Annotated in this window: 27 protein-coding genes; 7 read left to right on the top strand and 20 right to left on the bottom strand. The window is 71.5% G+C overall.

What is annotated here, in order from left to right; genetic code table 11:
* The first annotated feature begins 19 nt into the window (after nucleotides 1-19).
* Nucleotides 20-1,027 carry an NAD(P)/FAD-dependent oxidoreductase gene (locus tag QRN30_RS16550; RefSeq protein ID WP_284761473.1) on the top strand — a complete coding sequence of 336 codons (1,008 nt, stop codon included), beginning with the start codon at nucleotides 20-22 and terminating at the stop codon, nucleotides 1,025-1,027.
* A gap of 60 nt (nucleotides 1,028-1,087) precedes the next feature.
* Here the strand turns inward: QRN30_RS16550 and QRN30_RS16545 are convergent, their stop codons facing one another.
* From QRN30_RS16545 to QRN30_RS16495, 11 genes are all read right to left on the bottom strand, one after another.
* Nucleotides 1,088-1,753, bottom strand: a complete 666-nt coding sequence (locus tag QRN30_RS16545; protein ID WP_017887518.1) for a pentapeptide repeat-containing protein — start codon at nucleotides 1,751-1,753, stop codon at nucleotides 1,088-1,090.
* Between the two features lie 47 nt (nucleotides 1,754-1,800).
* Complete coding sequence (locus tag QRN30_RS16540; protein WP_056073193.1) at nucleotides 1,801-2,211, bottom strand: DUF6314 family protein; 411 nt, start codon at nucleotides 2,209-2,211, stop codon at nucleotides 1,801-1,803.
* 9 nt (nucleotides 2,212-2,220) lie between these two features.
* Nucleotides 2,221-2,475, bottom strand: a complete 255-nt coding sequence (locus QRN30_RS16535; protein ID WP_017887520.1) for a hypothetical protein — start codon at nucleotides 2,473-2,475, stop codon at nucleotides 2,221-2,223.
* The gene (locus QRN30_RS16530; RefSeq protein WP_017887521.1) at nucleotides 2,472-2,828 is read right to left on the bottom strand and encodes an SHOCT domain-containing protein; all 357 of its coding nucleotides are present in this window, start codon (nucleotides 2,826-2,828) and stop codon (nucleotides 2,472-2,474) included. Before QRN30_RS16530 ends, QRN30_RS16535 begins: the two co-directional genes overlap by 4 nt.
* A gap of 220 nt (nucleotides 2,829-3,048) precedes the next feature.
* Nucleotides 3,049-4,113 (bottom strand): NAD-dependent epimerase/dehydratase family protein, encoded by a 1,065-nt coding sequence (locus tag QRN30_RS16525; RefSeq protein ID WP_017887522.1) that lies wholly within the window; start codon nucleotides 4,111-4,113, stop codon nucleotides 3,049-3,051.
* A complete protein-coding gene (locus QRN30_RS16520; protein WP_017887523.1) occupies nucleotides 4,113-5,306 on the bottom strand; it encodes a zinc-dependent alcohol dehydrogenase in 1,194 nt (397 codons plus the stop codon). Before QRN30_RS16520 ends, QRN30_RS16525 begins: the two co-directional genes overlap by 1 nt.
* A gap of 154 nt (nucleotides 5,307-5,460) precedes the next feature.
* Nucleotides 5,461-6,096, bottom strand: a complete 636-nt coding sequence (locus tag QRN30_RS16515; RefSeq protein ID WP_052481944.1) for a DNA alkylation repair protein — start codon at nucleotides 6,094-6,096, stop codon at nucleotides 5,461-5,463.
* Nucleotides 6,093-6,896: a sulfite exporter TauE/SafE family protein gene (locus QRN30_RS16510; protein ID WP_284761470.1), complete on the bottom strand. Its 804-nt coding sequence runs from the start codon at nucleotides 6,894-6,896 to the stop codon at nucleotides 6,093-6,095. Before QRN30_RS16510 ends, QRN30_RS16515 begins: the two co-directional genes overlap by 4 nt.
* A gap of 122 nt (nucleotides 6,897-7,018) precedes the next feature.
* Nucleotides 7,019-8,116 carry a type I restriction endonuclease gene (locus QRN30_RS16505; RefSeq protein WP_140449194.1) on the bottom strand — a complete coding sequence of 366 codons (1,098 nt, stop codon included), beginning with the start codon at nucleotides 8,114-8,116 and terminating at the stop codon, nucleotides 7,019-7,021.
* Nucleotides 8,117-8,158: 42 nt separating this feature from the next.
* Nucleotides 8,159-8,395, bottom strand: a complete 237-nt coding sequence (locus QRN30_RS16500) for a hypothetical protein (protein WP_205123993.1) — start codon at nucleotides 8,393-8,395, stop codon at nucleotides 8,159-8,161.
* A 206-nt stretch (nucleotides 8,396-8,601) separates the two neighbouring features.
* Nucleotides 8,602-9,798: a peptidoglycan DD-metalloendopeptidase family protein gene (locus tag QRN30_RS16495; protein WP_017887527.1), complete on the bottom strand. Its 1,197-nt coding sequence runs from the start codon at nucleotides 9,796-9,798 to the stop codon at nucleotides 8,602-8,604.
* Between the two features lie 159 nt (nucleotides 9,799-9,957).
* On the opposite strand from QRN30_RS16495, the gene QRN30_RS16490 reads away from it, so the two are divergent.
* Complete coding sequence (locus tag QRN30_RS16490; RefSeq protein WP_430640325.1) at nucleotides 9,958-11,832, top strand: gamma-glutamyltransferase family protein; 1,875 nt, start codon at nucleotides 9,958-9,960, stop codon at nucleotides 11,830-11,832.
* A gap of 111 nt (nucleotides 11,833-11,943) precedes the next feature.
* Here QRN30_RS16490 and QRN30_RS16485 read toward each other — a convergent pair whose 3' ends face one another.
* Nucleotides 11,944-12,987 carry an NAD(P)-dependent alcohol dehydrogenase gene (locus tag QRN30_RS16485; RefSeq protein ID WP_274007499.1) on the bottom strand — a complete coding sequence of 348 codons (1,044 nt, stop codon included), beginning with the start codon at nucleotides 12,985-12,987 and terminating at the stop codon, nucleotides 11,944-11,946.
* A gap of 22 nt (nucleotides 12,988-13,009) precedes the next feature.
* On the bottom strand, nucleotides 13,010-13,624 hold the full coding sequence (locus tag QRN30_RS16480) for a DUF805 domain-containing protein (protein ID WP_274007497.1): 615 nt from the start codon (nucleotides 13,622-13,624) through the stop codon (nucleotides 13,010-13,012).
* Between the two features lie 123 nt (nucleotides 13,625-13,747).
* On the opposite strand from QRN30_RS16480, the gene QRN30_RS16475 reads away from it, so the two are divergent.
* From QRN30_RS16475 to QRN30_RS16465, 3 genes are all read left to right on the top strand, one after another.
* Nucleotides 13,748-14,188: an OsmC family peroxiredoxin gene (locus tag QRN30_RS16475; RefSeq protein ID WP_042541027.1), complete on the top strand. Its 441-nt coding sequence runs from the start codon at nucleotides 13,748-13,750 to the stop codon at nucleotides 14,186-14,188.
* A gap of 96 nt (nucleotides 14,189-14,284) precedes the next feature.
* Nucleotides 14,285-14,539, top strand: a complete 255-nt coding sequence (locus QRN30_RS16470) for a hypothetical protein (RefSeq protein WP_042540548.1) — start codon at nucleotides 14,285-14,287, stop codon at nucleotides 14,537-14,539.
* A gap of 58 nt (nucleotides 14,540-14,597) precedes the next feature.
* Nucleotides 14,598-16,124 (top strand): threonine/serine exporter family protein, encoded by a 1,527-nt coding sequence (locus QRN30_RS16465; RefSeq protein WP_259575575.1) that lies wholly within the window; start codon nucleotides 14,598-14,600, stop codon nucleotides 16,122-16,124.
* Between the two features lie 89 nt (nucleotides 16,125-16,213).
* On the opposite strand, the gene QRN30_RS16460 is transcribed toward QRN30_RS16465, so the two are convergent.
* Both QRN30_RS16460 and QRN30_RS16455 read right to left on the bottom strand, forming a co-directional pair.
* Nucleotides 16,214-16,408, bottom strand: a complete 195-nt coding sequence (locus QRN30_RS16460) for a DUF2795 domain-containing protein (RefSeq protein ID WP_027467172.1) — start codon at nucleotides 16,406-16,408, stop codon at nucleotides 16,214-16,216.
* 91 nt (nucleotides 16,409-16,499) lie between these two features.
* The gene (locus QRN30_RS16455) at nucleotides 16,500-16,718 is read right to left on the bottom strand and encodes a hypothetical protein (protein WP_156155385.1); all 219 of its coding nucleotides are present in this window, start codon (nucleotides 16,716-16,718) and stop codon (nucleotides 16,500-16,502) included.
* An 86-nt stretch (nucleotides 16,719-16,804) separates the two neighbouring features.
* Between QRN30_RS16455 and QRN30_RS16450 the strand changes: the two genes are divergently transcribed.
* Nucleotides 16,805-17,122 (top strand): hypothetical protein, encoded by a 318-nt coding sequence (locus tag QRN30_RS16450; protein ID WP_017887536.1) that lies wholly within the window; start codon nucleotides 16,805-16,807, stop codon nucleotides 17,120-17,122.
* Between the two features lie 97 nt (nucleotides 17,123-17,219).
* Here the strand turns inward: QRN30_RS16450 and QRN30_RS16445 are convergent, their stop codons facing one another.
* Nucleotides 17,220-18,146 carry an SDR family oxidoreductase gene (locus tag QRN30_RS16445; RefSeq protein WP_042540542.1) on the bottom strand — a complete coding sequence of 309 codons (927 nt, stop codon included), beginning with the start codon at nucleotides 18,144-18,146 and terminating at the stop codon, nucleotides 17,220-17,222.
* 198 nt (nucleotides 18,147-18,344) lie between these two features.
* Between QRN30_RS16445 and QRN30_RS16440 the strand changes: the two genes are divergently transcribed.
* A complete protein-coding gene (locus QRN30_RS16440) occupies nucleotides 18,345-19,094 on the top strand; it encodes a hypothetical protein (protein WP_056073214.1) in 750 nt (249 codons plus the stop codon).
* Nucleotides 19,095-19,126: 32 nt separating this feature from the next.
* Here QRN30_RS16440 and QRN30_RS16435 read toward each other — a convergent pair whose 3' ends face one another.
* The 4 genes from QRN30_RS16435 to QRN30_RS16420 form a co-directional block, all read right to left on the bottom strand.
* Nucleotides 19,127-19,909, bottom strand: coding sequence for an endonuclease/exonuclease/phosphatase family protein (locus tag QRN30_RS16435; protein WP_052481908.1), 783 nt, complete (start codon nucleotides 19,907-19,909; stop codon nucleotides 19,127-19,129).
* A gap of 38 nt (nucleotides 19,910-19,947) precedes the next feature.
* Complete coding sequence (locus QRN30_RS16430; protein WP_017887540.1) at nucleotides 19,948-21,444, bottom strand: LCP family protein; 1,497 nt, start codon at nucleotides 21,442-21,444, stop codon at nucleotides 19,948-19,950.
* 145 nt (nucleotides 21,445-21,589) lie between these two features.
* Nucleotides 21,590-22,240 (bottom strand): GntR family transcriptional regulator, encoded by a 651-nt coding sequence (locus QRN30_RS16425; RefSeq protein WP_017887541.1) that lies wholly within the window; start codon nucleotides 22,238-22,240, stop codon nucleotides 21,590-21,592.
* A gap of 12 nt (nucleotides 22,241-22,252) precedes the next feature.
* Nucleotides 22,253-24,367 carry an MMPL family transporter gene (locus tag QRN30_RS16420; protein WP_284761465.1) on the bottom strand — a complete coding sequence of 705 codons (2,115 nt, stop codon included), beginning with the start codon at nucleotides 24,365-24,367 and terminating at the stop codon, nucleotides 22,253-22,255.
* Between the last annotated feature and the right edge of the window lie 48 nt (nucleotides 24,368-24,415).

Here is a 24,415-nt window from a genome sequence, read left to right as displayed (position 1 = left end):
CCCGCCGCATGATCAGCGCATGCCCGAACACTTCGACGTCATCGTCATCGGCGGCTCGGCCGCCGGCTTGTCCGCCGCCCTCATCCTCGGCCGCTCGCGGCGCTCGGTGCTCGTCGTCGACTCCGGCGAGCCCCGCAACGCCCCGGCGGCCGGCGCGCACAACTACCTCGGCCACGAGGGCGTCGCACCCACCGAGCTGCTCCGCATCGGTCGCGACGAGGTCGCCGCCTACGGCGTCCGGGTCACGGCCGGGAGGATCGTGGCCACGTCCGCCACGACCGGTGACGGTCACGACACGGTCGGCTTCTCGGTCACGCTGGACTCCGGCGCGGTCGTCACCGCACGCAGGCTGGTCGTCGCCTCCGGCGCCGTGGACGTCCTGCCGGAGGTCCCGGGCCTGGCCGAGCAGTGGGGGCGCGGGGTCGTGCACTGCCCGTTCTGCCACGGGTGGGAGATCCGCGACCAGCGGATCGGGGTCCTGGTCACGACGCCGAACGGCGCACACCACGCGCTCATGTTCCGGGCGCTGAGCGAGCGGGTGACCGTGTTCCTGACCGATCCGGCACTGATGGACGACACCGCCCTGGCCGGTTTGGCCGCCCGCGGCATCTCGGTCGTCGAGGGCCCCGTCGCCGCCGTCGTGTCCGAGGGTGACCGGCTGACCGGCATCCGGCTCGGCGACGGTTCGTCGGTCGAACTCGATGCCCTGGCCACGGCGAGCCGGCCCGAGGCACGGGTGGGCTTCCTGTCCGGGCTGGGCCTCACCGCCACCGACCAGTTCATGGGTGACTTCCGGTTCGGGACGGCCCTGACCGTGGACGCCACCGGGCAGACGGCGGTTCGGGGTGTCTACGCGGCCGGCAACGTGACGGCCCCGATGGCGACGGTCATCGCGTCGGCGGCTGCCGGCACCCAGACGGGCGCGGCGGTGCACGGCGACCTGGTGCAGGCCGACCTGGCGGAGGCGCTGGCCGGGGTCGGTGCGGGCGTCGGTGCGGGCGTCGGTGCGGCCGATGTTTCGCGCTGAGCGACAGTCCGTGGGGCCTGGCGGGCGTGCAGTGTCGGTGAGCGCGAAACCCGGGCTCGGTCAGTCGACGCGGTAGCCGGCCTGTGCAGCCAGCAGCGGCGCGAGCGTGTAGAGCTGGTCGGCGCCGATCGTGGCCCCGCGGAACCCCTCGAGCCGTTCGACCCGGTCCAGGTCGGCTCCGCGCAGGTCGACGTGATCGATGCGGGTGTTCGACCCCTCGGCGGCACGGATGCTGCTGCCGTCGAACGACACCCGCAGCAGCTTCGCGTCGGCGATGTCGAGCTCGTCGATGACGCAGTCGCGGAACACCACGTCGGTGATCGTCGAGCCACGCAGGTTCACGAACCCGAACTTCATGCCGACGAACTCGACGCCGTTCAGCCCGGAGTCGTACAACTCCGCCGACCCGACCCGCCCGCCGGAAACCCGGACCTCGCGCCACGTACTGCTCGATGCCCGCAGGATCGGGGCGTCCAGCGAGTCGATGATCGAGTCACGGACGCGGAGCCCACGGAAGTCGGCATCGTCCCCCCGGAGCGTGTCGATGACGCACTCCTCGATCTCCAGGTCGGGCAGCCGCTCGCCGGTCAGGTCGAGGACGTCGATGCGCTTGCCCTCGATGCGGTCGCCCGTCAGGACGTCACCGGGAGCTGGCGCCCAGTCCTCCAGGTTCATCGGTTCGGTCAGGGTGATGCGCGGGGCGTCGGTGCCGGAGGAACGTGCCATGCACCCAGTCTGTCGGTGACCGCCGACCCCGCGGGCCCCGACCGGGATCAGGACCGGGGTCGGGTGAGGACGCTGTCCAGCCGGTAGTCCTTCGCGGGGCCGCGCGCTTCCCACCGCACGCTCCAGCGGTCCTGGTCGCCGTCGAAGGCCCCGGTGTAGTCGTCCGGAGCGCAGGCGTGGGCGACGCTCGTGCCCCAGACCCAGTCGTGGAAGACCCGACCGTCGGAGAAGTGCACGGTCCAGCCGCCGTCCGGGCCGCGCCGCAGGACGAGGGTGCGCGAGACCGGGGTCGTCCGGCCGTCGAACGTCATCACGCCGGACTCGTCCCAGCGCACCTCGTCGTCACCGACCCGGGTCAGGGTGGTGGTCCCGGTGACGGTCCCCGCGGCACCGGCGCGGTGGTCGTGCACGGTGCGGTGGAGTTCCCACACCCCGAGCAGGTCCGTCGGCAGCAGCACCCGCCCAGGCTAACCGCGCAAGGCCTCCGCCCGCGCGGCTCGGCGCTCGTCCTCGCTGATGACCCCGCGGGCGTGCAGCTCGTCGAGTTCGAGGAGCCGCTGTTCCGGCGAGGTCCGGCGCGCACCGTGCGGGCGCCGACTGCGGACGACCGCGATGCACACGGCGGCGATGACCGCCACGACGACGAGCACCATCAGCAGGGTCCAGACGAGGTCGTAGACCGGCGGGATGAGGGGGTTGCGGAGTTCTTCCGAGGCGATCATCGTCCGCGCAGGGCTTCCGCTCGGGCGCTGCGGTGTTCCTCGTCGGAGATCACGCCGCGGGCGTGCAGGTCGTCGAGTTCGGCGAGGCGCTGTTCGAGCGGCTTGTCCGGTGCGAACGTGCGGCTCTGCATCGCCTGGTACGCGATGTCCTCCTGCATGGTGAGCGGGTTCTGACCGCGGTCGGCCATCCGCTTGCCCCGGTAGAGCGCCAGGACGGCGATCGTCAGGGTCGTGAGGATCGCCAGGGCGACGACGACCCCGAAGGCGATGCCGAACCAGCCGTCGAACAGATCGGGCATCCCCGAGCCACCCGGCCCGTCGATCTCACCGAACGCTGAACCACTGAGCACCATCGCGCTCCCCCTTCTCACAACGACGAGCGAAGCGTAGCGCGAGACGGGGAACACGAGCGGCCGTTCCTTCCCAGAACGCCCGCGATGGAAGGTGGAAACGGGCGTCCCTGGTCGGAACTCCCGACCCGGTACGCCCGGAAGCACCCGGTACGCCCGATCCGACCCGGCAGCGCGAGCCGCACCCAGGGCGACCACCCCACCCCAGCCAGCCCGACCCCGCTCAGCCGCGCAGCGGCCCCGACCCCGGCACGTTCGCACCGTCCGCGAAGCCAGCCACGAGTGCACGCAACGCTTCTTCGGAGGTGTGTCGGGCCTCCCATCCGAGCACCGACCGGGCACGGTCGGTGCGCATGATCGGCACACCGGCCGCGATGTCGATCCACCCGGCGTCCGTCGGCTGCAACCGCAGCCGCCACGTCAGCGTCACGATCCCGCGCAGCAGCCCCAACGGGATCCGCACGGCGCCGAGCATGCCGAAGGCCCGAGCCAGTCTCGGCGGGTTGAGCACGGGCGTCGCGGCGATGTTGAACGCCCCCGCTGCCCGTCGGTCGACCGCGCGCCAGTAGGCGTCGGCGACGTCGTCGGCGTGCACGGCCTGGAACACGAACGGGTAGGGCAGCGGCAGCACGAGCCAGCGGATCCACCGCACGATCGACATCGGCACGAGGTGTCCGAGGAACAGCCCGCGGATCTCGGCGGCGGCGTCCCGCTGGAAGATCAGCCCCGGGCGCAGCCGGGTGACGGTCACGGCGGGGTGGTCGGCCTCGAACGCGTCCATCGCAGCCTCGTTGGCGGCCTTGTGGATCGAGTACGTCGCCGTCGGGATGCCGTCCGTCGGCCAGCTCTCGTCCACGGGAGTCCGCTTGCCGTCGACGTCCACCCCGCGGTAGGCACCCACCGAGGACGCCACCACCACCTGGGGCACCTCGGCACGTGCGACGGCAGCCAGGACGTTCGCCGTGCCCGTCACGTTCGTGCGGTACTGCACCGGGATGTCGTGCGTCGGTTGCAGCGCCCACGCCAGGTGGATGACGGCGTCGGCACCCTGGAACACGGCGGCGAGCTGGTCCACGGCGTCCGCGGCACCGACGTCGACGGCGTGCCAGACGGCGGCGTCGTACGGCTCCGCACGCAGGTCCGGCAGCCGCCGGGCGACGCCGACGATCTGGACGCCGGTGGCGTCACGGCCACCGGCGTCTCCGTCGCCGTCGGCGCGCACCGCCGCGAGCCGACGGAGCACCGCCGTCCCGACGTTGCCGGTCGCGCCGACGACGACGATCCGCATCAGGCTGCGGCCATCGCGGGGTCGAGGACGACCTTGACGCAGTCGTCCTGCTTCTTCTGGAAGACCTCGTACATGTGCGGCGCGTCCTCGAGCGAGACACGGTGCGACGTCAGGTCGAGCGTGCCGAGCGGGTCCGACGGGTCCGAGACGAGCGGCATGATGTCGTCGATCCAGCGCTTCACGTTGCACTGGCCCTCGCGGATGGTGATCTGCTTGTCGAAGAGCGTCATCATCGGCATCGGGTCGGCCATGCCGCCGTAGACACCGCTCAGCGAGACGGTGCCGCCACGACGGACCAGGTCGATCGCCGCGTGCACGGCCGCCAGGCGGTCGACACCGGCGGTCTCGATCGCCTTCTGCGCGAGCTTGTCCGGCAGCAGGCCGGCGGCGCGCTGCGCGAAGCCCGCCATCGGGTTGCCGTGGGCCTCCATACCGACCGCGTCGACGACCCCGTCGGGGCCGCGGCCGTCGGTCAGGTCGACGAGCTCGGGGACCATGTCCTTCGTCAGGTCGAACACCTCGGCGCCGTGCTTCGCCCCCAGGTCACGGCGGACCTGCTCGGGGTCGACGGCGAGCACGCGGTAACCGAGGTGCTTGCCGATGCGGGCGGCGAACTGGCCGACCGGGCCGAGGCCGAGCACGGCGAGCGTGCCGCCCTCGGGCACCTGGGCGTACTGCACGGCCTGCCACGCGGTGGGCAGGATGTCGCTCAGGAACAGCCAGCGGTCGTCGGGGGTGCCGTCGTCCGGCACGACGATGGGGCCGTAGTCGGCGTGCGGCACGCGCAGGTACTCGGCCTGGCCGCCGGGGACCTGGCCGTACATCTTCGTGTATCCGAACAGCGAGGCCCCGGTGCCGTACTCGGTCACCTGGGTGGTCTCGCACTGGGACTGCAGGCCGTGCTGGCACATCCAGCAGTGGCCGCAGGAGATGTTGAAGGGGATGACGACGCGGTCGCCGACCTTCAGGTTGGTGACGCCGGACCCGACTTCCTCCACGACGCCCATCGGCTCGTGGCCGAGGACGTCGCCGCGGTCGATGTACGGGCCGAGCACGCGGTACAGGTGCAGGTCGGAGCCGCAGATCGCCGAGGAGGTGATCCGCACGATCGCGTCGGTCGGCTCCTGGATGGTCGGGTCGGGGACGGTCTCGACGGACACCTTCTCGGTGCCCTGGTAGGTCAGTGCGCGCACGTTGCGTTCCTCTCGTGGTCGCTTCGAGCCGGCCTGGAGGCACGACTCGCGTTCCCCTCCTCGGTACGCGTCCGACCCGTGGACGCTCCCAGCCCCGGGTCCCCCTCGCGCGGGTCGGCGCGCGGACGGCGGCGCGCCGCTCGGCGGACGCCGGTCAGCCCCGCAGCCGGTCCCGCTCCGTCGGTGGCAGGTGCTCGGTCGCCGTCCGGCGGGCCGCCGGGCTGAGGAACCGGCCGCTCTGCTCCAGGAACGCCACCAGCGCCGCCTCGGACGCCCGCTTCCCCGTCTCGCGCAGGACCAACCCGAGCGCCGACTGCACCGTCTCGCTGCGCTCCCGCACCAGGCGTCCGGCGATCCCGAGGGGCACCTCGGCGTCGCCCTGCTTCACGAATGCCAGGGTCGCCACGACCGCGATCCGCCGGACCATCGCCACGTCGGACTTCGCCAGCGCGAACAGCGGGCCGGTCGAGGCGCCCAGCAACGGTGCGCCGACGAGTTCCTCGGCCGCCAGGTCGACGAGCACCGGGTCCTCGAACCGTTCGGCCTTCGCCGCCGACAGGTACTCGTCGGTGAGCTCCGGGTCCGGGTACGCCCGCATCGCCTGCACGAGCAGCAGGACCGCGACGAGCTTCGCGCCGTCGTCCTCGCTCCAGAGCAGCGCCGAGCGTTCCCCCTCGTCGAGGTCGTGGAACTGCCGGGCGACCCTGCGGGCCGCGGCGACGTCGCCGGTGGTCCGGGCGAACGCCGCCAGCACTGCCTCCGCGTCGCGCCCTGCCTGGAGGCCCGTCACGCGACCTCCCCGTCGCTCGCGTCGTTCTGTGGTGCCCTCCGACGTCCGCGGCTGAGCACGATGACCGCGACGACCACCAGGAACGCCGCGAACAACCAGGTGCCCACCTGCGGGTCCACCAGGCGCGCCAGCACGGCACCACCCGGAGAGCACACGGCGGCGGTGATGCCGACCGTCAGGCCGACCCGCAGGTCGACCGCACGGCGCCGCAGGTTCGCGACCGTCCCGGACACCGACGTCGGCACCATCGTGAGCAGCGACGTGCCCTTCGCCAGCAGGTCACCGGCGCCGAGCACGACCTCGAGGCCCGGCACGATGACGACCCCGCCGCCGACCCCGACCAGCCCGGACAGCACACCCGACAGCAGCCCGAGCAACAGCAGGACGATCGCCTCGACGACCCCGAAGCGCACCTCGCCGCCGCGGGTCGGCACCGTGGTGAACAGCGACACGAGCACGACGGCGATGAACCCGACGAAGATCCACGGCAGCACGCGGAGCGGCAGGGCACGGAGCAGCCGTGCGCCGATCGGGGCGCCGATGACGCTGCCGATCGCCAGGGTCAGGGCCGCGAGCCAGTGCACCTCGCCCTGCACGGCGTACGTGATCGCCCCGACGACGGCCGCGGGGGCGATCGCCACGAGCGAGGTCGCCGAGGCCCGACGTTGGTCCATCTGCACGAAGGCCATCAGCGCGGGCACCACGATGACCCCACCGCCGACGCCGAACAGTCCGGACAGCACCCCCGCCAGGACCCCGATCGCCACCAACACGATCCCGGTCCCGCCACGCTTCCTCATCCCGCCCAGGCTATCCGCGCCGCAGGCGTGCTCTCGCACCGTGCGAGGCGGCCCGCACTTGGAGTGCAGAAATGGTCGGGTGTCCGAAGGCGACCCGACCATTTCTGCTCACGAAGCGAACGTCAGCTCGCGAATCGCTGAGTAGCTTCCCGGATCGCTGCAGCGTGCAGGTAGATGTCGTCGAGGTTCTCGATCGGGTGCTTCGTCTCGACCTTGTTCTCGTCGAACAGCCCGAGGTACTTCTGCTTCTTGCCGTTGAACCACAGGCGCGCGATGGGCTTGCGGTTGTTGTCGTCGAGCAGGACGGCGAAATACGACTTCTGGTCGCGGTGGGCGATGCGGTCCGGCTTGACCTCACTGCAGGCGATCGCCTTGACGATCTGGTAGCCCTCGAGTTCCTCGAGCGTGGTCTCGATCTCGGTGTCGCGGTCGAGGTCATCCTCGGCCACCGCCGCGCTCGTCATCGCTTCGGACGGGGCCTCGGCTCCGACCGGGGCGCTGTACGAAGCGCCGAGCGCCGTCTTGAGACGGTCGTTTACCTGCTCGTTCAGGAACTGCTTCGACGCTTTCGCGACCAGCGTCGTGAACTGGGTACGGGCCTCCTGGGTGAAGCGACCGTCGTAGACGCGAGTCGTGAAGAGGCGCACGAAGTCCTCTTCCGGCTCACGGAACTGCGCAGCGATGGCTCGCTTGATGGAACCGACGTACTTCAGCTCCTCGGCGGCACTGATGACCGAGTCCAGGTCGAAGACGTCCTTGGTCAGCTTGCTGAGCTCCGGGAGCAGCGTCTCGTCGATGTCGGCGAGATCGAGGACGAGGAAGGGGCGGTCGTCCATCTTGTTCGGCGCATCGAGGTCCGTGTAGAAGTTGTAGACCTCGCCGTTCGTGAGCACCGCGATGCGGGCGTTCGTGACGGAGAAGTACCGGAACAGCTGCGAGGCGTGCTCGATCTTCAGGGGCTCGGTGGACTTCTTGCACTCGATGAGGATCTGCACCTCGCCGTCGCGCATGATCGCGTAGTCGACCTTCTCGCCGCGCTTCACACCCACGTCCGCTGTGAACTCGGGCACGACCTCCAGCGGGTTGAACACGTCGTAACCGAGGATCGTCGAGATGAACGGCATGACGAACGCGTTCTTCGTCGCTTCTTCGGTCTGTATGGCCTCGCGCTGGTTCTGCACCTTCGTCGCCAGCGCAGCGAGACGCTCTTCGAACTCCATTGTTCCTCCCGTGTAGTCGTTGCAACGCTAGTTGACGACCCGTCACCAATCGACTGAATGTCCCTCCCCCGTTCGCGGGGGCTGGTGCACGCGCTGGTAGGAGACGCCGAGGACGACCGCGATGTCCCGCAGGGTGAGGCCGTCGTCCTTCAGCGAGACCGCGATCGCTCGCCGCAGCGAGAGCGCTCGAGCCTCCTTCGCCTCGGCCTCGGCCCGCAGCGCCGTGGCTTCCTCGAGCGAGCGCGCCAGGTCAGGCTCGAGCTCGGCGCGGATGACCACGGTGACGTCATCCTGATCGACCTCGGCGACGAAGCCGATCCGGGACAGCGGGCTCCTCGCACCGTGCGAGGCCCTTCATCGAGTGAGCAGAAAAGGTCGAGTGCCCTCGAGCCACCCGACCTTTTCTGCTCACTCGATGCGCGGGGCGAGGACGCGTGCGACACACGCGACGTGCGAACGACGAACGACTCCCCGCCCGCCCCGCGTCAGCGGAAGTGCATGTTCTTCAGCGGGTCGACGAGCACGCCGTTCCGCCGCGTCTCGACGTGCACGTGCGGCCCCGTCGACTGCCCGGTGTTGCCGGACTTCGCGATCTCGGTGCCGAGCTTCACGATCTGCCCCTGCTTCACCTCGATCTTGCTGAGGTGCGCCGTCAGGACCGTCGTCATGCCGTACGTCACGACGATGTAGTTGCCGTAGGCCCCGTCGTTCGCGACCGTCCGCGTCACGGTGCCCGTCCCCGAGCCGTACACGGGAGTCCCGACCGGCACGGGGGCGTCGGTGCCCTGGTGGTAGCGCGGGACGTGCCCGGCGCCGCGGTCGTCGCCGTACCGCCCGGTGATCTTCGTGCCGTTGACGGGCCAGGCCAGGCCGGTGACCGGTCGGCTCGACCAGACACGGGTGTCCTTCGCCCCGTAGAGCACCACGTTGCCGTCGACCTGCACGAGCAGGTTGCCCGATCCGGCGGTGCTGGTGCGGGAGCTCCAGATCGCGACCTTCTTGCGCGACGCGTCTCGGGTCCAGATGACGAAGTTGCCCTTGGTCTGCAGCTCGGCCCAGGCGCCCGGGTGGCCGCCGGTCCGCGACTGCCAGACGACCCGTCCGCTGACCTTCTGCACCAGGTTGCCGTCGGTGCGCATGTTGAGGATCCGCGTGTTCGAGGTGTCGGAGCGCAGGACCGTCCCGCCGAGGATCCTGTTGCCCGACGCGACGCGGTCCTGGAACCCGGTCCAGCCCACGACGACGGCCTTGCCGGCGAGCAGGGCCATCGTGCCGTCGGCACGGACCTTGAAGGCCGTGGAGCTCGCGGTGCCCGCCGATGTCCAGCGCACCAGGCGCTTGCCGTTCCGGGTGATGTCGAGGGCGCGGTCCTTGCGCACGACGGCGATCGCCCCGGAGTTGCCGGCGGTGTTCGACGCCCACAGCACGCGGTTGCCGATGCCGTACTCGACCAGGTTGCCGTCGCCCTGCATGATGAGCTTGAACTGGCCGTTCGGCGACGTGACCTGGTCGCCGGGCAGGATCTTCGTGCCGGCGGGGACCGAGCCGACCCAGACGGCAGAGGCCGCTGCCGGCTCGGCCGTCGCGACGACTGCCCCGGCCGCCAGGGCCAGTGCCATCACGGCGCCGGCGATGCGTGGGAGTCGGCGCGCACGAGCGACGGTCGACGGAGTGGTGGTCATGGATCCCCTGCCTCGGGCCGACCACACGAGCGCGCGGCCGTTCGGCGCTCGCCCTGCACGAGTCGCCGAACGATGTTCGCTTTTCTGCACGGGGTGCACAACCCCGCGGACGGGGGGGTCTCCAGCACCGGACCGGTCACCGCGGGACAGGATGGGGGCATGCCGACGCCGAATCCTGCCTTCGTCCAGCCCCCTGCGCAGACCACTCGACCTGACCTGCGGGGCACGTTCGGGATGGCGGCCTCGACGCACTGGATCGCGACGGCGACCGCCCAGTCCGTGCTCGAACGTGGTGGCAACGCGTTCGACGCGGCCGTCGCCGGGGCCTTCGTCCTGCACGTCGTGGAGCCGCATCTCAACGGCCCGGGCGGTGACCTGACGGCGGTCTTCGCGACGGCCACGAACCCCGAGCCGACGGTGCTGGTCGGGCAGGGTCCGGCTCCCGAGGGTGCGACACCGGAGCACTACCGCGCCGAGGGGCTCGACCTGGTCCCCGGCTCCGGCGCGCTGGCCGCGGCCGTCCCCGGCGCGGTCGACGCCTGGCTCCTGCTGCTCCGTGACCACGGCACCTGGGAGCTGGCCGACGTCCTCGCACCGGCCGTCGGGTACGCCCGCGACGGCCACCCGGTCACACCGGCGGTGGTCCGGACGATCACGACCGTGCGGGACCTGTTCGAGGAGCACTGGCCCACCTCCGCCACGCAGTGGCTGCCGGGAGGCGCGGTGCCGGTCCCCGGGGACCTGGTGCGCAACGAGGCGCTCGCCACCGTGCTCGACCGACTGGTCGACGCCGGTTCCGGCGCCGGCAGCCGGACCGGCCGCATCGATGCGGCCCGGTCCGAGTGGGCGGAGGGGTTCGTCGCCGAGGCGATCGACCGGTTCGTCCGCGAACCGCACCGGCACGCGTCGGGCACCGACCACGCCGGCGTCATCCGCGCGTCCGACCTGGCCGCGTTCCGGGCCTCGTACGAACCCGCGACGACGGTGGCGTTCCGGGACTGCACGATCGCCAAGACCGGCGCGTGGGGCCAGGGCCCGGCACTCCTCCAGACCCTGCGGCTGCTCGAACCGCTCGACGACGCCCTGCTCGACCCTTCCACCGAGCTCGGTGCGCACACGATCGTCGAGGCGCAGAAGCTCGCGCTCGCCGACCGCGAGGCCTTCTACGGCGACGGCGAGGTCCCGCTCGACGTCCTGCTCTCCGACGCCTACGCCGACGAACGCCGCGCCCTCATCGGCGAGCGTGCGTCGGCCGAACTCCGGCCCGGCACGATCGCCGGGGTCGGACACGCCATGCCGCCGATCCGCACGTCCTCCGGCTCCGCCGCGGCGGCGGGCGTGGGCGAACCGACCGTGCAGGTCGCCCGCGACCGTGACGGCGACGTCCCCCCGGCTGCTCCGGTCGAGGACCGCGGTGAGCCGTTCGTGACCCCCGACGGCGAGACCCGCGGCGACACGTGCCACATCGACGTCGTGGACCGCTGGGGCAACATCGTCAGCGCGACCCCGTCCGGCGGCTGGCTGCAGTCCTCACCGACGATCCCGGAGCTCGGGTTCTGCCTCGGCACCCGCCTGCAGATGACGTGGCTCGAACCGGACACGGCCTCGACCCTGCGCCCCGGCGAGCGCCCCCGCACCACGCTGACGCCGACCCTGGTGCTCCGCGACGGGCAGCCGGTTGCGGCGCTCGGCTCCCCCGGCGGTGACCAGCAGGACCAGTGGCAGCTGCTGTTCCTGCTGCGCTGGATCGTCGGCGGGTACTCCCCGCAGCAGGCCATCGACGCCCCGGCCCTGCACACCACGTCGTTCCCGGGGTCGTTCTGGCCGCGCACCTGGGAGCCCGCGGGCCTGGTGGTCGAGGACCGCCTGGGCGACGAGGTGATCGCCGCGCTCGAGGCCCGCGGACACGTCGTCACGCGTGGTGGCGACTGGAGCCTCGGCCGGTTGACGTGCGTCACGCGCGACCCGGACACCGGTGTCCTCGGCGCCGCCGCGAACCCCCGCGGCAACCAGGGGTACGCCGCGGGACGCTGACCGGCGCTCGTTCCTTCCCAGAGCACCCGCGCTGGAAAGAGGGATCGGGCGTCCCTGGTCGAAACTTCTGACCAGGGACGCCCGATTCCACCTGGGACGCCCGAGCCCGGCTCAGAGCGTCGGGACGACGACCGCGCGGCCCGAGAGCTCGCCGGCCTCGAGCTTCCGGTACGCCTCGAGCGCGTCGGGCAGCGCGTACCGCTCGACGTCGGGCACGATCTGCCCGGCGCGGTACATCGCGACGACCTCGTGCAGGTCCTCGATGGTGCCCCAGTAGGTGTTCGTGATCGTCGACTCGTACGGCGTCGCGAAGAAGTTCCACTCGGTGGTGCCGCCGGCGATCCCGACGACGGTGAACCGGCCGCCGACCGCCATCGAGGCCTGCGCGACCCCGATCGTGGGAGTGGCTCCGACGAAGTCGAAGGCCGCATCGACGCCACGTCCGCCGGTGATCTCGCGGATGCGCTCCGCCTGGTCCGGGCCGCCGGGGACGGTGATCGCGCCGCGGGCGGCCGCGCGGTCCATCGCGTCCTGCTTCATGTCGGTCGCGATGACCGTGGCGCCGGTGAGCGCCGTCAGGATCTGCACGGCGATCTGCCCGAGGCCACCGAGCCCGACGACGAGTGCGAAGCGACCGCCGCCGGCCAGGTTCGGCAGGGAGTTCTTGATCGCGTGGTACGGCGTGAGGGCGGCGTCGCTCAGCGGTGCGGCGGCGACCGGGTCGGCGTCGCCGAGCGGCACGAGGTTCCGCGCGGGGACGCTCACGTACTCCGCCATGCCCCCGTCGCGCCCGAGGCCGATGCCCATGTAGGGGTTCGTGGCGGCGTTCTCGCAGTAGGTGTCCTGGCCCTTCGAGCAGTACGAGCAGTGCCCGCAGCCGACCGGTCCGTAGACCAGGTAGGCGTCACCCTCGGCGAAGCCCGTCACCCCGTCGCCGACGGCCTCGACCCAGCCGGAGTTCTCGTGGCCGAGCACGAAGGCGGGGGCCTGGGCTCCCGGCTGCCCCTGCTGGAACTCGCGGTACACGGCGACGTCGGAGTGGCAGGCACCGGCGCCGGCGACCTTGAGCAGGACCTCACCGGGTCCGGGTACGGGCTTCGGGACCTCGGTCAGGGACGGGAAGGTCTGGTACTGCTCGAACACGACGGCGCGCATGGGTGTCTCCTTTGATCGCCCTTCACGCTACACCTGTCGTCGTGGACGACATGTGTCGTCCAGTTGCCTCGAGGTCGCGTCCGCCGCCGAGCAGACCGCGGTCGAACCGCGCCCCACCTGGACGGGACCGGCTCGCGGCCATACCCATCACCACGAGCCACCCGATCGGTCCGGTGAACACGAGGAGCAGGATCCACAGCCCGGTGTGGTCCCGGTCGTGCAGCCGCCGCACGAGCAGCGACCACCGGGGCACGATGGTCAGGATCGTCGGGACGAGCAGCGCCAGGTCCCACCCGTCCGGCCAGACCTCCCGGTTGCCGGCCCCCCAACCGAACGACCCGTCCCGCCCGCGGTCGACCAGGTCGAACGAGACCTGCGGTGAGGGGACGGCTCCGAACGGGTCGACGTACAGCTCCCACCGCCCTCCGGTCCCGTGCACGCCGACGACCCAGAGCGCGACCCCGGCCAGTGCGAGCTCGAGCGCGATCACCCACCAGAACTCCGAACGGCTCGCCCGTCCGTGGAACCGCCATCCCTGCGTCCAGAACCGCAGCCAGGCGACCACCGGGTTCGTCACGTCGGCCGGACCCTGTTCGAGCACGGACCTGCGGAAGTTCACGGCCTCACTGTCCCCCATGCGCCCGATCGTAGGGCAGACCTGCGTCTTCACCGTGAGCCGGTTGCGAGAACGAGCGTTCTCGGATTGACTCGGGAGCGGTGGTCCCACTCGGGACCACTCCCCCACACGAAAGGAGCGGGCATGCCCACTCGCACCGCACGCACCGCCTGGAACGGCGGCCTCGAGGACGGTTCCGGCCAGGTCGAACTCTCGAGCTCGAAGGTCGGCACGTACGACGTCTCGTTCCCGAAGCGCACCGCCGAGGACGCCGGCGGCACCACGAGCCCCGAGGAGCTCATCGCCGCCGCCCACTCGGCCTGCTACGCCATGCAGTTCTCCGCCGTCCTCGGCGAGGCCGGCGGCACGGTCGAGGCCCTCGACGTCAAGGCCGACGTCTCGCTCGGCCCGGACCCGGACGGCGGCTTCCGCCTCACCGGCATCGTCCTGACCGTCAGCGGCGAGGTCTCCGGCATCGACGAGGCCGCCTTCCTCAAGGCCGCCGAGGACGCCAAGGCGACCTGCCCCGTCAGCAAGGCACTGACCGGCGTCGAGATCACGCTGCACGCGACCTTCGAGCAGTAGGCGCGCGAAGCAGGAACCGTCACCACGTGACGGACGGGAGGCCCGGTGCCAGCTGGCACCGGGCCTCCCGTCCGTCGCCCACCTACGCTGGGTGCCGTGCCCCGATTCCTCGCCACCCCGACCCTCGTCGCCCTCTGGCTCGGCCTGCTGGCCGTCGTGGTCGGGGTCGTGTTCGTGTTGACGGCGCCGTCGGCCTCGGCGGAATGGTTCGCGTACGCGCCCCTGGCCCACGTCACGTTCGTCCCGAGCGTGCGCCCGTGGCAGCTGACGGTCGGACCGGTCCTCGTGCTGGTGGGCGCGGTCGTCGCGGCGTTCGCCCTCGGCAGACTCAGCGCGCGCCGCCGGAGCTGATCCGGACGCGTCCAGCGGACGTCCGGACTCAGCTGCCGTCGACTGGCACCATGGCGGGATGGCCGAGCAGCACCCCCCGGGCCCGCACAAGCCGGGCCGCCCGCCCCGGCCACGCCGGCGCAGTCTCGCGCAGCACGACCTGCGCGACGCACGGGCCCGGCTGCGCGGCACGATCTACGAGCACGTCGAGCCCGACGCCAAGGGGCGCGACCAGTACACGGCGACGCAGATCGTCGACTTCTGCCTCGACCTGGCCGAGGTCATGCTCGCCTCCGGTGCCGACACCCGCAGCGTCGAGACGGCCGTCGTCGCGGTCTCGACGAAGTGGAACCTCGCCCCGCTCGACCTGGACTTCTCCGGCAGCTCGGTGACCATCCAGTACGCCCCGGCCGACGTCCCGCCGCTCGTCAAGGTCCGGACGGTCAGCTCCGACGGCTCCGACCTCGACCGGTTGGCGCGGGCGAACCAGATCGTCGACGACCTGATCCACGACGAGCGCGACATGACCTCGGCGGTGAGCGCCCTCGTCGCGGTGCTGCGGATGCCGCCACGCTGGCCCACGTGGCTCGCCGACGTGGGGCTGTCGATCCTGGGCACCTCGATCGCGATGCAGGCCGGCGGCGGGTGGCGAGCGGGCATCGGAGCGTTCGTGCTGATGTTCGGGATCATCCTGTCGGGGCGCTGGCTGACCGGCCGCGGCTACCCGCAGTTCTTCGTGTCCGGGGCGCAGGGGGCGGTGGCGTCCGTGATCGGCACCCTCGCGATCGGCGCGGGTGTGCTGCACCCGGCCGGCGCCGCGACCATGGTGGCGGCGCTGGTGGTCCTGCTCCTGCCGCACGTCGCGCTCGTGACCTGGGCCCAGGACGCGATCTCCGGGTTCCGGGCGATGGCGGTCGCCCGCGCGTTCTACATCGGGCTGGTCATCGCGGCGATCGTGGTGGGGGTGCCCGCCGGGATCGCGATGACGAAGTGGCTGCACCTCGAGGTCGGCCCGTCCGGCATCGTCACGCAGACGCTGCCGTTGTGGGCCTCGCTCTCGCTCACCGTGGTGTCGGCCGGGGCGAACTGCTTCGTGCAGCAGGCCAGCGCGCGGGTGATCCCCGTCACCGTGGTGTTCTCGGTCGCCGCGGGTGCGTCGCTGTGGGGGCTGCGGCAGCTCGGCCTGCCGCTGCTCGGTGCGACGTTCCTGGCGGCGGTCCTGCTCGGCGTGCTGTCGACCTACGCGGCGGTCCGGATGCGGACGGCCGTGGCGGCGATCGCGGTGCCGGCGTTCTGCGGAGCGCTCCTGCCCGGTGTCGCCGTGTCCGACGCCCTGCTGAACTTCATGTCCGGTTCGTCGAGCGCGGCCCTCGACTTCGTGGCGGCGGTGTCCGTGGCGCTGGGGATCGGCGCGGGCCTGGTGCTCGGTGGGCTCTTCGCGACACCGGGTGCCCGGCGAGCACTCCGACGCACCCGTCGGGTCGTCGTGCACTCCGTCCACAACGACACCAGGGCACTGCGGGTCATCCGGGACACCGGGTACGACCCCGGCGACGGGTCGGTGCCGCGCGGGTCGCGGAGCGGTGGTGCCGGCGGCGCTTCGTGAGCGCGGCGGGGTGCGCTCGGTGAGCAGAAGACGTCGGGTGCGGTCATCGCACCCGACGTCTTCTGCTCACTGAACGGGCTCGGTCGACGTCAGCCGGCGTCCGAGACCGCGCTCGACACCGCGGTCGGGGCGTCGTACTCGCCGTCCGGGATCGCGCGGAGCGCCTCGAGGACGTCGTCCGGAGCGCCCTCCTGCTCGGCGGTGGAGACCACGTCGTCCTTCGAGGCCGGGTAGTCGATGCCGCTCAGGTACTTCTGGACCTGGATGGGGTTCGGTGCTGCCATGTCGGTTCCTTCCGTCGGGTTACGACACCCGGGGTACCCGCGGTGCGCTGCACGACGACGCAAGGAACGCGCTCCGTGGACGAACCGCCGGTCAGAGTTCCCAGCTGCCCGAGTCGTCGTCGTCCCACATCGCCAGACGGCGGGCGGCCTGCGGCTCGTACCGCTCCATCCAGCCGCGCTCGAGCCGGGCGACGGCACGGTCGAACGCCGCCACGAGGTCGAGCTCGGCACGCAGCAGGGCCTGCAGCTGCAGCCCCTCGTACAGCGCGATGAGCTGCTCGGCGCCGCCGAACGCACAACGCCGGGGCACCAGCATCCCCGGTACGGGTGGCGGCACAAGGGGGGACAGACCCGGACGTCGAGCCGGTTCGCGGCCGTCCGTGCGACCATGCGGGCATGACCCCGAACGACCCCACAGCCCAGGGACTCGCCACCATGGCCTCCGCCGGGTTCGAGTTCGGCGGCGATCCCGACCAGGTGGCGCACGACGTCCGGGCCATGTGGGAGCAGCTCGGCCGGCCCGTCGGCGCCTTCGAGGCGGCGGCTCGGGCCATCGCGGTGCTCCCCCAGCGCCCCGAGGTACCGATCGCCGACCAGGCCCGGCGCCGCGCCTTCGAGCAGGCGATCGGCATCAACCCCGTCGAGGTCGAGCTGGCCGCCGCGATGTCCGCGCGCGAGCTCCTCGAGCGGATGGCACGCTCCGTCACCTGCTGACGCGACCAGACGCCGTCGACCCGACCACACGGACGACGGGAGGCGCGGTGCCCACCGGCACCGCGCCTCCCGTCAGGGTCCTGTCAGAACAGGTGCCCTACGGCGTCGGCATCCCGCCGTCGACGTGCAGCGTCTCGCCCACGACGTACGACGACTCACCGCTCGCCAGGAACACGTACGCCGGCGCGAGCTCTGCCGGCTGGCCCCAGCGACCCAGGTAGGTCTGCTCGCCCGCGCTCGGCAGCGCCTCGGGCGGCTGGCCGCCGGCCGGCTGCAGCGGCGTCCAGATCGGGCCGGGAGCGACCGCGTTCACGCGGATCCCCTTCGGCGCGAGCTGCGCGGCCAGGCCCTTGGCCATGTTGTTCACGGTCGCCTTCGTGGCCGCGTAGTGCACCAGGTGCGGCGACGGAGCGTACGCCTGGATCGACGTCGTGTTGATGATCGTGGAGCCGGGCTGCAGGTGCGGCACGGCTGCCTTCGTGATCCGGAACGTCGCGTAGGCGTTCGTCTTGAAGGTCTCGTCGAACTCCTCGTCGGAGATCTTGGTGATGTCGTCGACGTTCTGCTGCTTGCCGGCGTTGTTCACCAGGATGTCGAGGCCGCCGAGCTGCTCGACGGCGTCGGCCACGAGCTGCTCGCAGACCTGGAGCGAGGTGATGTCGCCCGGCAGCGCGACGGCCTTGCGACCGGCTGCCTCGATCAGGCTGACGATGCGGTCGGCGTCCTCCTGCTCCTCGGGCAGGTACGAGATCGCGACGTCCGCACCCTCACGGGCGTAGGCGATGGCGACGGCGGCACCGATGCCGGAGTCGCCACCGGTGACGAGCGCCTTGCGGCCGGTCAGACGACCCGAGCCCCGGTAGGTGTCCTCACCGTGGTCGGCGGGGACGTTCTGCGCCATCTCCGCGTCGGTGCCGGCACCCTCGAGGTACTGCTCGTCGGGCTTCTTGTCGGCGTACATCTTCGTGGGGTCCTGCATCACGTACTGGTCAGGCCCGGTCTGGTCGTTCTGCTGGTCCGTCATGCCGCCGACGGTACGCAGGGGGTCGCTGCGGGCCGTCCAGGAGGCTGTCCCCCGGTGCGCGGAGCGGCCTGCGCCCGCCGTCCGCTCCGGTCCGGGGCCGCAGGTGCGTGATCCTCGTTTGTCACGGTCCGGTGACGGGCCGGCCCCGATTCGGTAACACCTGTCGTTCTGCCCCGACCGAGGTCGTACCGTCGAACGGTGACTCCTCGGACCCTGCTGGCGCTCGGCGCCGCCGTGCTCGCCTTCTCGGCCGGTGCGCTCGCGTTCGACGGCACCACCGGGCTCGGCGTCGACGTGGCCGTCGCTGCCGAGACCTCGCACGACGCCGCTCCGGTCCACGTGACGAACGCGGACCTCCGCCGTGTGGACTCGATCGAGCTCGACGCCGAGGCCCTGGTGCTCCGAGACGGCGACGACACCGTCGTCGAGTCCTCGATGCGCGACTCCGGCCTGACCGTGAGCGTGCTGAACCGGCTGCTCGGCACCCCGTCGCGGACGCAGACGGCCGAGGGCGACGGCGGGGCGTGCTTCCCCGCGGGCACCACGTACACCTGGGGCGGCGCCGTCCGCGTGGCAGCCCTGACGACCGACGCCGCGGCCGGCAACGCCGTCGAGATCCGGGTGTTGCGCGACGCGGTCCGCAGCACCTTCGGCAGGCAGATCGAACTGACCGGCCCGGGCGGCGTCCGGGTGGGCGACGACATCGGGGACGAGATCGCCGACGCGCCCCGCTCCGAGCGCGTCTCCTTCGGATCGGACGACTCGCGTGCCTGGCAGCTCCTGCTCCGCGAAGGGTGGGCGGACCGGCACCACGACGACGGTGACGACCACGAGTCGGGCAAGCGCACCGACGATGCCGGGACCAACGGGGTCTCCGCGCTGACGAACGAGACGACCGTCACGGTGCTCGGCTCACCGATGCCCGTCCACGCGCAGCGCAGCTGCTGACAGCGAGCAGAGCGCGCAGCTGCTGAACCGGTTCAGACCCGCAGGGTCGTGATCACCGGGAAGTGGTCGCTGGCGAACCAGGTCTCGGGGCCGTCGTGGTCGATCACCACGCGGTCCACGGCGTTGATGCCCCGGGTGAGCACCCAGTCGATCCGCTCGGCCGAGTCGACCGGCGGCTGCCAGTCGTTGAACGTGGCGGTGCGGTCGGACGGGTCACCCGCAGCCAGCCAGGCGTCTTCGAACCCGGCTTCGGCGAACACCCGCGATGCCGTGCCGGTGCCCGCGGGTTCGTTGCAGTCCCCGGCGAACACGACCGGCCCGGTGGTGCCGGCCAACCGTTCGGCGATGAGCGCGGCGCTCCGGCCCCGGACCTCGTCACCGTGCGGTCCGGGCTCGTGGTCCAGGTGTGTGGTGAGCAGGGTGAACGCGGGGCCCTCGGCGTCGAGGAACCGGGCGTGGTTCGCGATCCGCGGGTACAGACTGCCCCAGGTGTTCGAGACGGGCTCGTCCGGGGTGTCCGACAGCCAGAACGACCCCTCGTCGGACGGGCGGAAGCGGTCGCGGCGGTAGAAGACGGCCGCGTGCTCGCCGGCGTCGCCGCCCTCGCGCCCCTGCCCGACGTCGGCGTGGTCCGGCAGACCGGCACGCAGGTCGTCCATCTGGTGGGCGAAGGCCTCTTGCACGCACAGCACGTCGGGGTCGTGTCGACGGATGACGTCGAGCACGACCGGCAGTCGGGCCGGCCAGTCGTGCGCGGGGTCCGGGTTCTTGATGTTGTAGGTCATCAGGACGATCGGGCGTGCGGCGCTGGTCACTCCACGAACCTACCGACCGGTCCCCCGGCGGGTTCCCATCAGTTGATGCAGGTGCCCTCGGTGCCGTAGTTGTGCACGTCGGTCGACTTGGGCGTCGGTTCCTTCGCGGGCTTCTTCGTCGGCTTCGAGCCCGAGCCGCCGGTCGCCGGCGTCGAGGCCCCGGCGCTCGGCTCGGTCGCGACCGGCTTCGCGGTCTTGCCGTCGGTGCCGAGCACCAGGGTGACACCGGTCACGCTGGCGGTGCGGACGGCGACGGCGCCGGGGACCGCGGACACGACGGCCTTCGCCTGCGCCTCCTGGCCGGCGGGGTACTGCACCTGCGTCGTCTTCGTCGTCGCGGACGAGCCGGCCGGCGGGACTTGGAAACCGCGGGCGGTCAGGACCTGGCCGGCCGCGGTCGCAGCACCCTCGACCCCGCTGCCGTTCAGCACGGTGACCGAGGTGTTCGCGGGCTGCGCGCGGCGGGCCTTCGTGTACGCCTCGGGCTGCCCCACCAGGCCCTGCACGAACGCGGGCAGTCCGACGGTGTCGACCTCGACGATGGACAGCGGCGAGCCGTTCACGTAGATGGTCGGGGTGCCGAGGGTCGGGATCGTGGCCGACTGGATGTTGCCGGGCCGCAGGTTGCGCATCTGCGAGGCGAGGTCGATCAGGTCGGTGTCGGTCTGGATCGATCCACCGACGGCCTTGAGGATGTTGCCCATCTTCACGGGGTTGAGCAGCGTGCCGGCCGACGTGACCTTCCGTGCCTCCTGCGACAGGAAGTACTGCTGGCGCACGTTGCGGTCCAGGTCGCCGTTCGGCAGGCCGTGGCGCTGGCGCACGAAGGACAGCGCCTCCTTCGCGTTCAGCGAGGACTTGCCCGCGGGCAGGTTGACGCCGGAGTAGGGGTCGTTCGTCGCCTGGTTCAGGCAGACCTCGACCGGTCCGAGCTCCTTGACCACCTGGTAGAAGCCGAGCAGCGAGACGCGGACGTAGTGGTCGATCTGCAGGCCGCTCAGGTTCTCGATGGTCTTGATGAGCATCTTCGCACCGCCGGTGTCCCCACCGCCGTTGAGCGTGCCGTAGTAGAAGGCGCTGTTGAGCTTGCCCTTGCCGACGTCGGGGATGTCGACGTACGAGTCACGGGGGAACGAGATCATCGTCGCCTGGCTGCCGTCGGCGCTGATGTGCAGCACGATCATCGTGTCGGTGTTCGTCGCACCGCCGTCGTCCTGGGTGCTGAGTTCGGCGAGCTGCTCCGGGGTGGCGTTGTCCGGACGGTGGTCGTCGCCGACGAGCAGGATGTTCTGCGCCTTGCCGTCGACGTCGTCCTTGGTGTCCTTCTTGCCGGTGATCGCGTTGACGATCGTGACGCCGTCGGACAGCTGGTTGTACGCGTAGCCCGCGTACCCGACGCCCAGCAGGAGGGCCATCGTGAGCACCCCCGCGACGGCCGGGAACACCACGCCCGCCCGACGCTTCTGGCGCCCGTGGCGCGGCGTCGCGGCACCGCGGCGTGCGGGCTCGGTCGTCTGCTCGGGTTCGTTGCTCACCGGGAAACCATAACCGGCGAGTGGACGGACGACATGGGATGCGCCTGGAAGGTCACCCCGTAGTGGCCGTCACCACCTGAGTGACGGAACGGTGTCCGCGGTGCTGCCACGGGCCTCCTGTCCGTCACCGGTCGCGCTCGTGACGCTAGTCGCGCGACGGGAGCAGGTGGATCGCCTCCATGGCGAGCTCGGCGGCGATCGGGTCCTTCGCGACGACGGCGTCCTTGAGCTTCGTCAGCTCGGGCAGGATCACGTCGGCCGGCAGGAGCTCGGCGAGCTCCGGCACGCGGAGCTTGAAGGAGAGCCCGTCCGTGGTCGACGCGCAGAGCTGCACGAGCGACGGGTTGCCGCACGCGTCGGCCCACATCGCGTAGATGCCGGCACCGTCGCGCGCGACCTTGTCCTGCTCGTCGGCGCTCACCCGCGCGTGCACGTCGTCGAGCATCTTCACGATCTTCTTGCGCTGCGCGTCCGTGAACCGGGGCACCGCGAGCCGCACGACGCCGCCGTAGATCACGCCGAGGGTGCGGTACGCGTCGAGGAGTTCTTCCTTCGTCGGCGCCGCGACCCGGGTGTAGCGGTTCGGCGCCATCTCGATGAGGCCGGCACGGGCGAGTTCGGCGAGGGCTTCGCGGATCGGTGTGCGGGACACCCCGAGCCACGCGATGAGGTCGTCGTCGTTGAGCCGTTCCCCGGGTTCGAGCGTGCCGTCCATGATGGCGTCGCGGATCTTGTCCTGCACCGTGTCACGGAGGAGCTTGCGCTCTGCGGCGGGCTGCGTCGAGGGAACTGGCATGGGCCTAGCGTGTCACATGTCAGGGCGCGTGCGCGAGAGGCGCGAGGGCCACCAGGCCCGGTGCCCGAGGTCGTACGCCAGTGCCGGCACGAGCAGCGACCGGACCACGATCGTGTCGAGCAGCACGCCGAACGCGACGACGAACGCGATCTGCGCGAGGAACAGGATCGGGATGACGCCGAGGGCCGCGAACGTGGCGGCCAGCACGACGCCGGCGGACGTGATCACCCCGCCGGTCACCCCCAGGCCGCGCAGGACGCCCTCGCGCGGACCGTGGCGCAGTGCTTCTTCGCGCACCCGGGTCATGAGGAAGATGTTGTAGTCGACGCCCAGGGCCACCAGGAACACGAACGAGTACAGCGGCACGCTCGGGTCGGCGCCCGGGAAGTGGAACACGTGGTCGAAGACGAGAGCACCGACACCGAGGGCCGCCGCGAACGAGACGATCACGCTGCCGATCAGGACGAGCGGTGCGACGACACTGCGGAGCAGGAGCATCAGGATCAGGAGGATCACGACGAGCACCACGGGGATGATGAGCGTGCGGTCGCGGATGCCGGTGTCGTTCGTGTCGACCGCCGTCGCGGTGACGCCACCGACGATCGCGCCCGGGTCGACCCGTTCGACGGCGGTGCGGAGGTCGCGGACGGTCTGCTCGGCGGCGTCGGAGTCTGCGGCGTCCGACAGGGTCGCCTCGAGCAGGACGTCGCCGCGGGAGACGGTCGGCGCGGCGCTGCCTGCGGTGTCCCCGGTCACCGGGACGGTGCCGGCGGGGCTGTCCTTCGCCGCGGCCACGACACCGTCGACCCCGTCGACCGCCGTGATCGCGTCGACGAGCTGGTCGAGGTCCCGCTCGGCGCCGATCACCTGCGCGGGGCTGCCGGAGCCGCCGGGGAAGTGGTCGGCCAGCACGTCCTGCCCGTCGCGTGCCTGGGACGACCCGATGATCAGGTCGCTCTGCGGCACACCGTCGGCCTTGAGCCCGAACAGGCCGGCGCCCATCGCGAGCAGTCCGACCGTGCAGACGATCCACACCACCCGCGAACGACGGGCGACGAGCCGGCCGACGCGTGCCCAGACACCTCGGGCGTCGGGGCCGGTGAGCACGGGGTGGGCGCTGCCGTGCACGGGACGGAGGGGCCAGAACGCCGCACGGCGGAACGCGAGCAGCAGCGCGGGCAGGAGCGTCAGGGCGGCGAGCAGGCTGAACGCGATGCCGATGGCGGCGACGGGGCCGAGCGCCTTGTTCGAGTTGAGGTCGGACAGCAGCAGGCAGAGCACCCCGACGATCACCGTGCCGCCCGAGGCCAGGATCGGCTCGAGGCTCCCGCGCAGCGCGGCCTTCGTCGCGTCCCAGCCGGTGCGGTGGTCACGCAGGGCCTCACGGAAGCGCGCGGTGTACAGGAGCGCGTAGTCGGTCGCGGCACCGATCACCAGGATCGACAGGATCCCCTGCACCTGCCCGTTGACCGTCACGATGTCGGCCTTGGCGAGCCACCAGACCACGAGGATCGAGGCACAGAGGGCGAACGTGGCGGTCCCGAGCACCAGGACCGGGAGCAGGGGGGATCGGTAGACGATGATCAGGATCACGAAGACCGCGGCGAGCGCCACCCCGAGCAGCAGCCCGTCGATGCCGGCGAAGGCCTCGGTCAGGTCGGCGGTGAACCCGGCCGGACCGGTGACGTACCCGCGCAGACCGGACGGCAGCGCATCGTCCACGTCGGCCCGGACGGCTTCGACCGCGGCGCCGGTCTCGGCGTCCTGGGTGAGCGTCGCGACGATCTCGACCGCATCGCCGTCCTTGCTCGGGATCACCGGGCTGACGGCCTCGACGTCCGCGCGGTCGGACAGCGTCGCGGTGAGCGCCTTCGCGGCGGCGAGGTCGGTCGAGGTCAGTCCCCCGTCACGCTCGAGGACGATGATCGCGGGTGCCCCGGACTCGTCGCGGAACTCCGAGGACCGCTCCTGCACCTTCGTGGCGTCGGCGGAGGCGGGCAGGAACGAGGTCTGGTCGTTGGTGGAGACCTCGGAGATCTTGCCGAAGAACGGACCGCCGACCGAGGCGATGCCGAGCCAGACCACGATGACGAGCGCGGGGAGGACGATGCGGAGGAAGCGGGACACGTCGGCGAGCGTACACCGATCGTCAGCATGCTGATTACTTGACGATCG

Origin of the sequence: Curtobacterium sp. MEB011 (assembly GCF_030209655.1) — a bacterium.
GTDB classification, from domain to species: domain Bacteria; phylum Actinomycetota; class Actinomycetes; order Actinomycetales; family Microbacteriaceae; genus Curtobacterium; species Curtobacterium poinsettiae.
This window is presented reverse-complemented; position numbering and strand designations above follow the sequence as displayed.

Bases quoted from the DNA above. Each gene is read 5' to 3' on its own strand.
- QRN30_RS16550 (WP_284761473.1), top strand. From the start codon at position 20: ATGCCCGAACACTTCGACGTCATCGTCATCGGCGGCTCGGCCGCCGGC.
- QRN30_RS16545 (WP_017887518.1), bottom strand. From the start codon at position 1,753: ATGGCACGTTCCTCCGGCACCGACGCCCCGCGCATCACCCTGACCGAA.
- QRN30_RS16535 (WP_017887520.1), bottom strand. From the start codon at position 2,475: ATGATCGCCTCGGAAGAACTCCGCAACCCCCTCATCCCGCCGGTCTAC.
- QRN30_RS16530 (WP_017887521.1), bottom strand. From the start codon at position 2,828: ATGGTGCTCAGTGGTTCAGCGTTCGGTGAGATCGACGGGCCGGGTGGC.
- QRN30_RS16525 (WP_017887522.1), bottom strand. From the start codon at position 4,113: ATGCGGATCGTCGTCGTCGGCGCGACCGGCAACGTCGGGACGGCGGTG.
- QRN30_RS16510 (WP_284761470.1), bottom strand. From the start codon at position 6,896: ATGAGGAAGCGTGGCGGGACCGGGATCGTGTTGGTGGCGATCGGGGTC.
- QRN30_RS16505 (WP_140449194.1), bottom strand. From the start codon at position 8,116: ATGGAGTTCGAAGAGCGTCTCGCTGCGCTGGCGACGAAGGTGCAGAAC.
- QRN30_RS16495 (WP_017887527.1), bottom strand. From the start codon at position 9,798: ATGACCACCACTCCGTCGACCGTCGCTCGTGCGCGCCGACTCCCACGC.
- QRN30_RS16490 (WP_430640325.1), top strand. From the start codon at position 9,958: ATGCCGACGCCGAATCCTGCCTTCGTCCAGCCCCCTGCGCAGACCACT.
- QRN30_RS16485 (WP_274007499.1), bottom strand. From the start codon at position 12,987: ATGCGCGCCGTCGTGTTCGAGCAGTACCAGACCTTCCCGTCCCTGACC.
- QRN30_RS16480 (WP_274007497.1), bottom strand. From the start codon at position 13,624: ATGGGGGACAGTGAGGCCGTGAACTTCCGCAGGTCCGTGCTCGAACAG.
- QRN30_RS16475 (WP_042541027.1), top strand. From the start codon at position 13,748: ATGCCCACTCGCACCGCACGCACCGCCTGGAACGGCGGCCTCGAGGAC.
- QRN30_RS16465 (WP_259575575.1), top strand. From the start codon at position 14,598: ATGGCCGAGCAGCACCCCCCGGGCCCGCACAAGCCGGGCCGCCCGCCC.
- QRN30_RS16460 (WP_027467172.1), bottom strand. From the start codon at position 16,408: ATGGCAGCACCGAACCCCATCCAGGTCCAGAAGTACCTGAGCGGCATC.
- QRN30_RS16450 (WP_017887536.1), top strand. From the start codon at position 16,805: ATGACCCCGAACGACCCCACAGCCCAGGGACTCGCCACCATGGCCTCC.
- QRN30_RS16445 (WP_042540542.1), bottom strand. From the start codon at position 18,146: ATGACGGACCAGCAGAACGACCAGACCGGGCCTGACCAGTACGTGATG.
- QRN30_RS16425 (WP_017887541.1), bottom strand. From the start codon at position 22,240: ATGCCAGTTCCCTCGACGCAGCCCGCCGCAGAGCGCAAGCTCCTCCGT.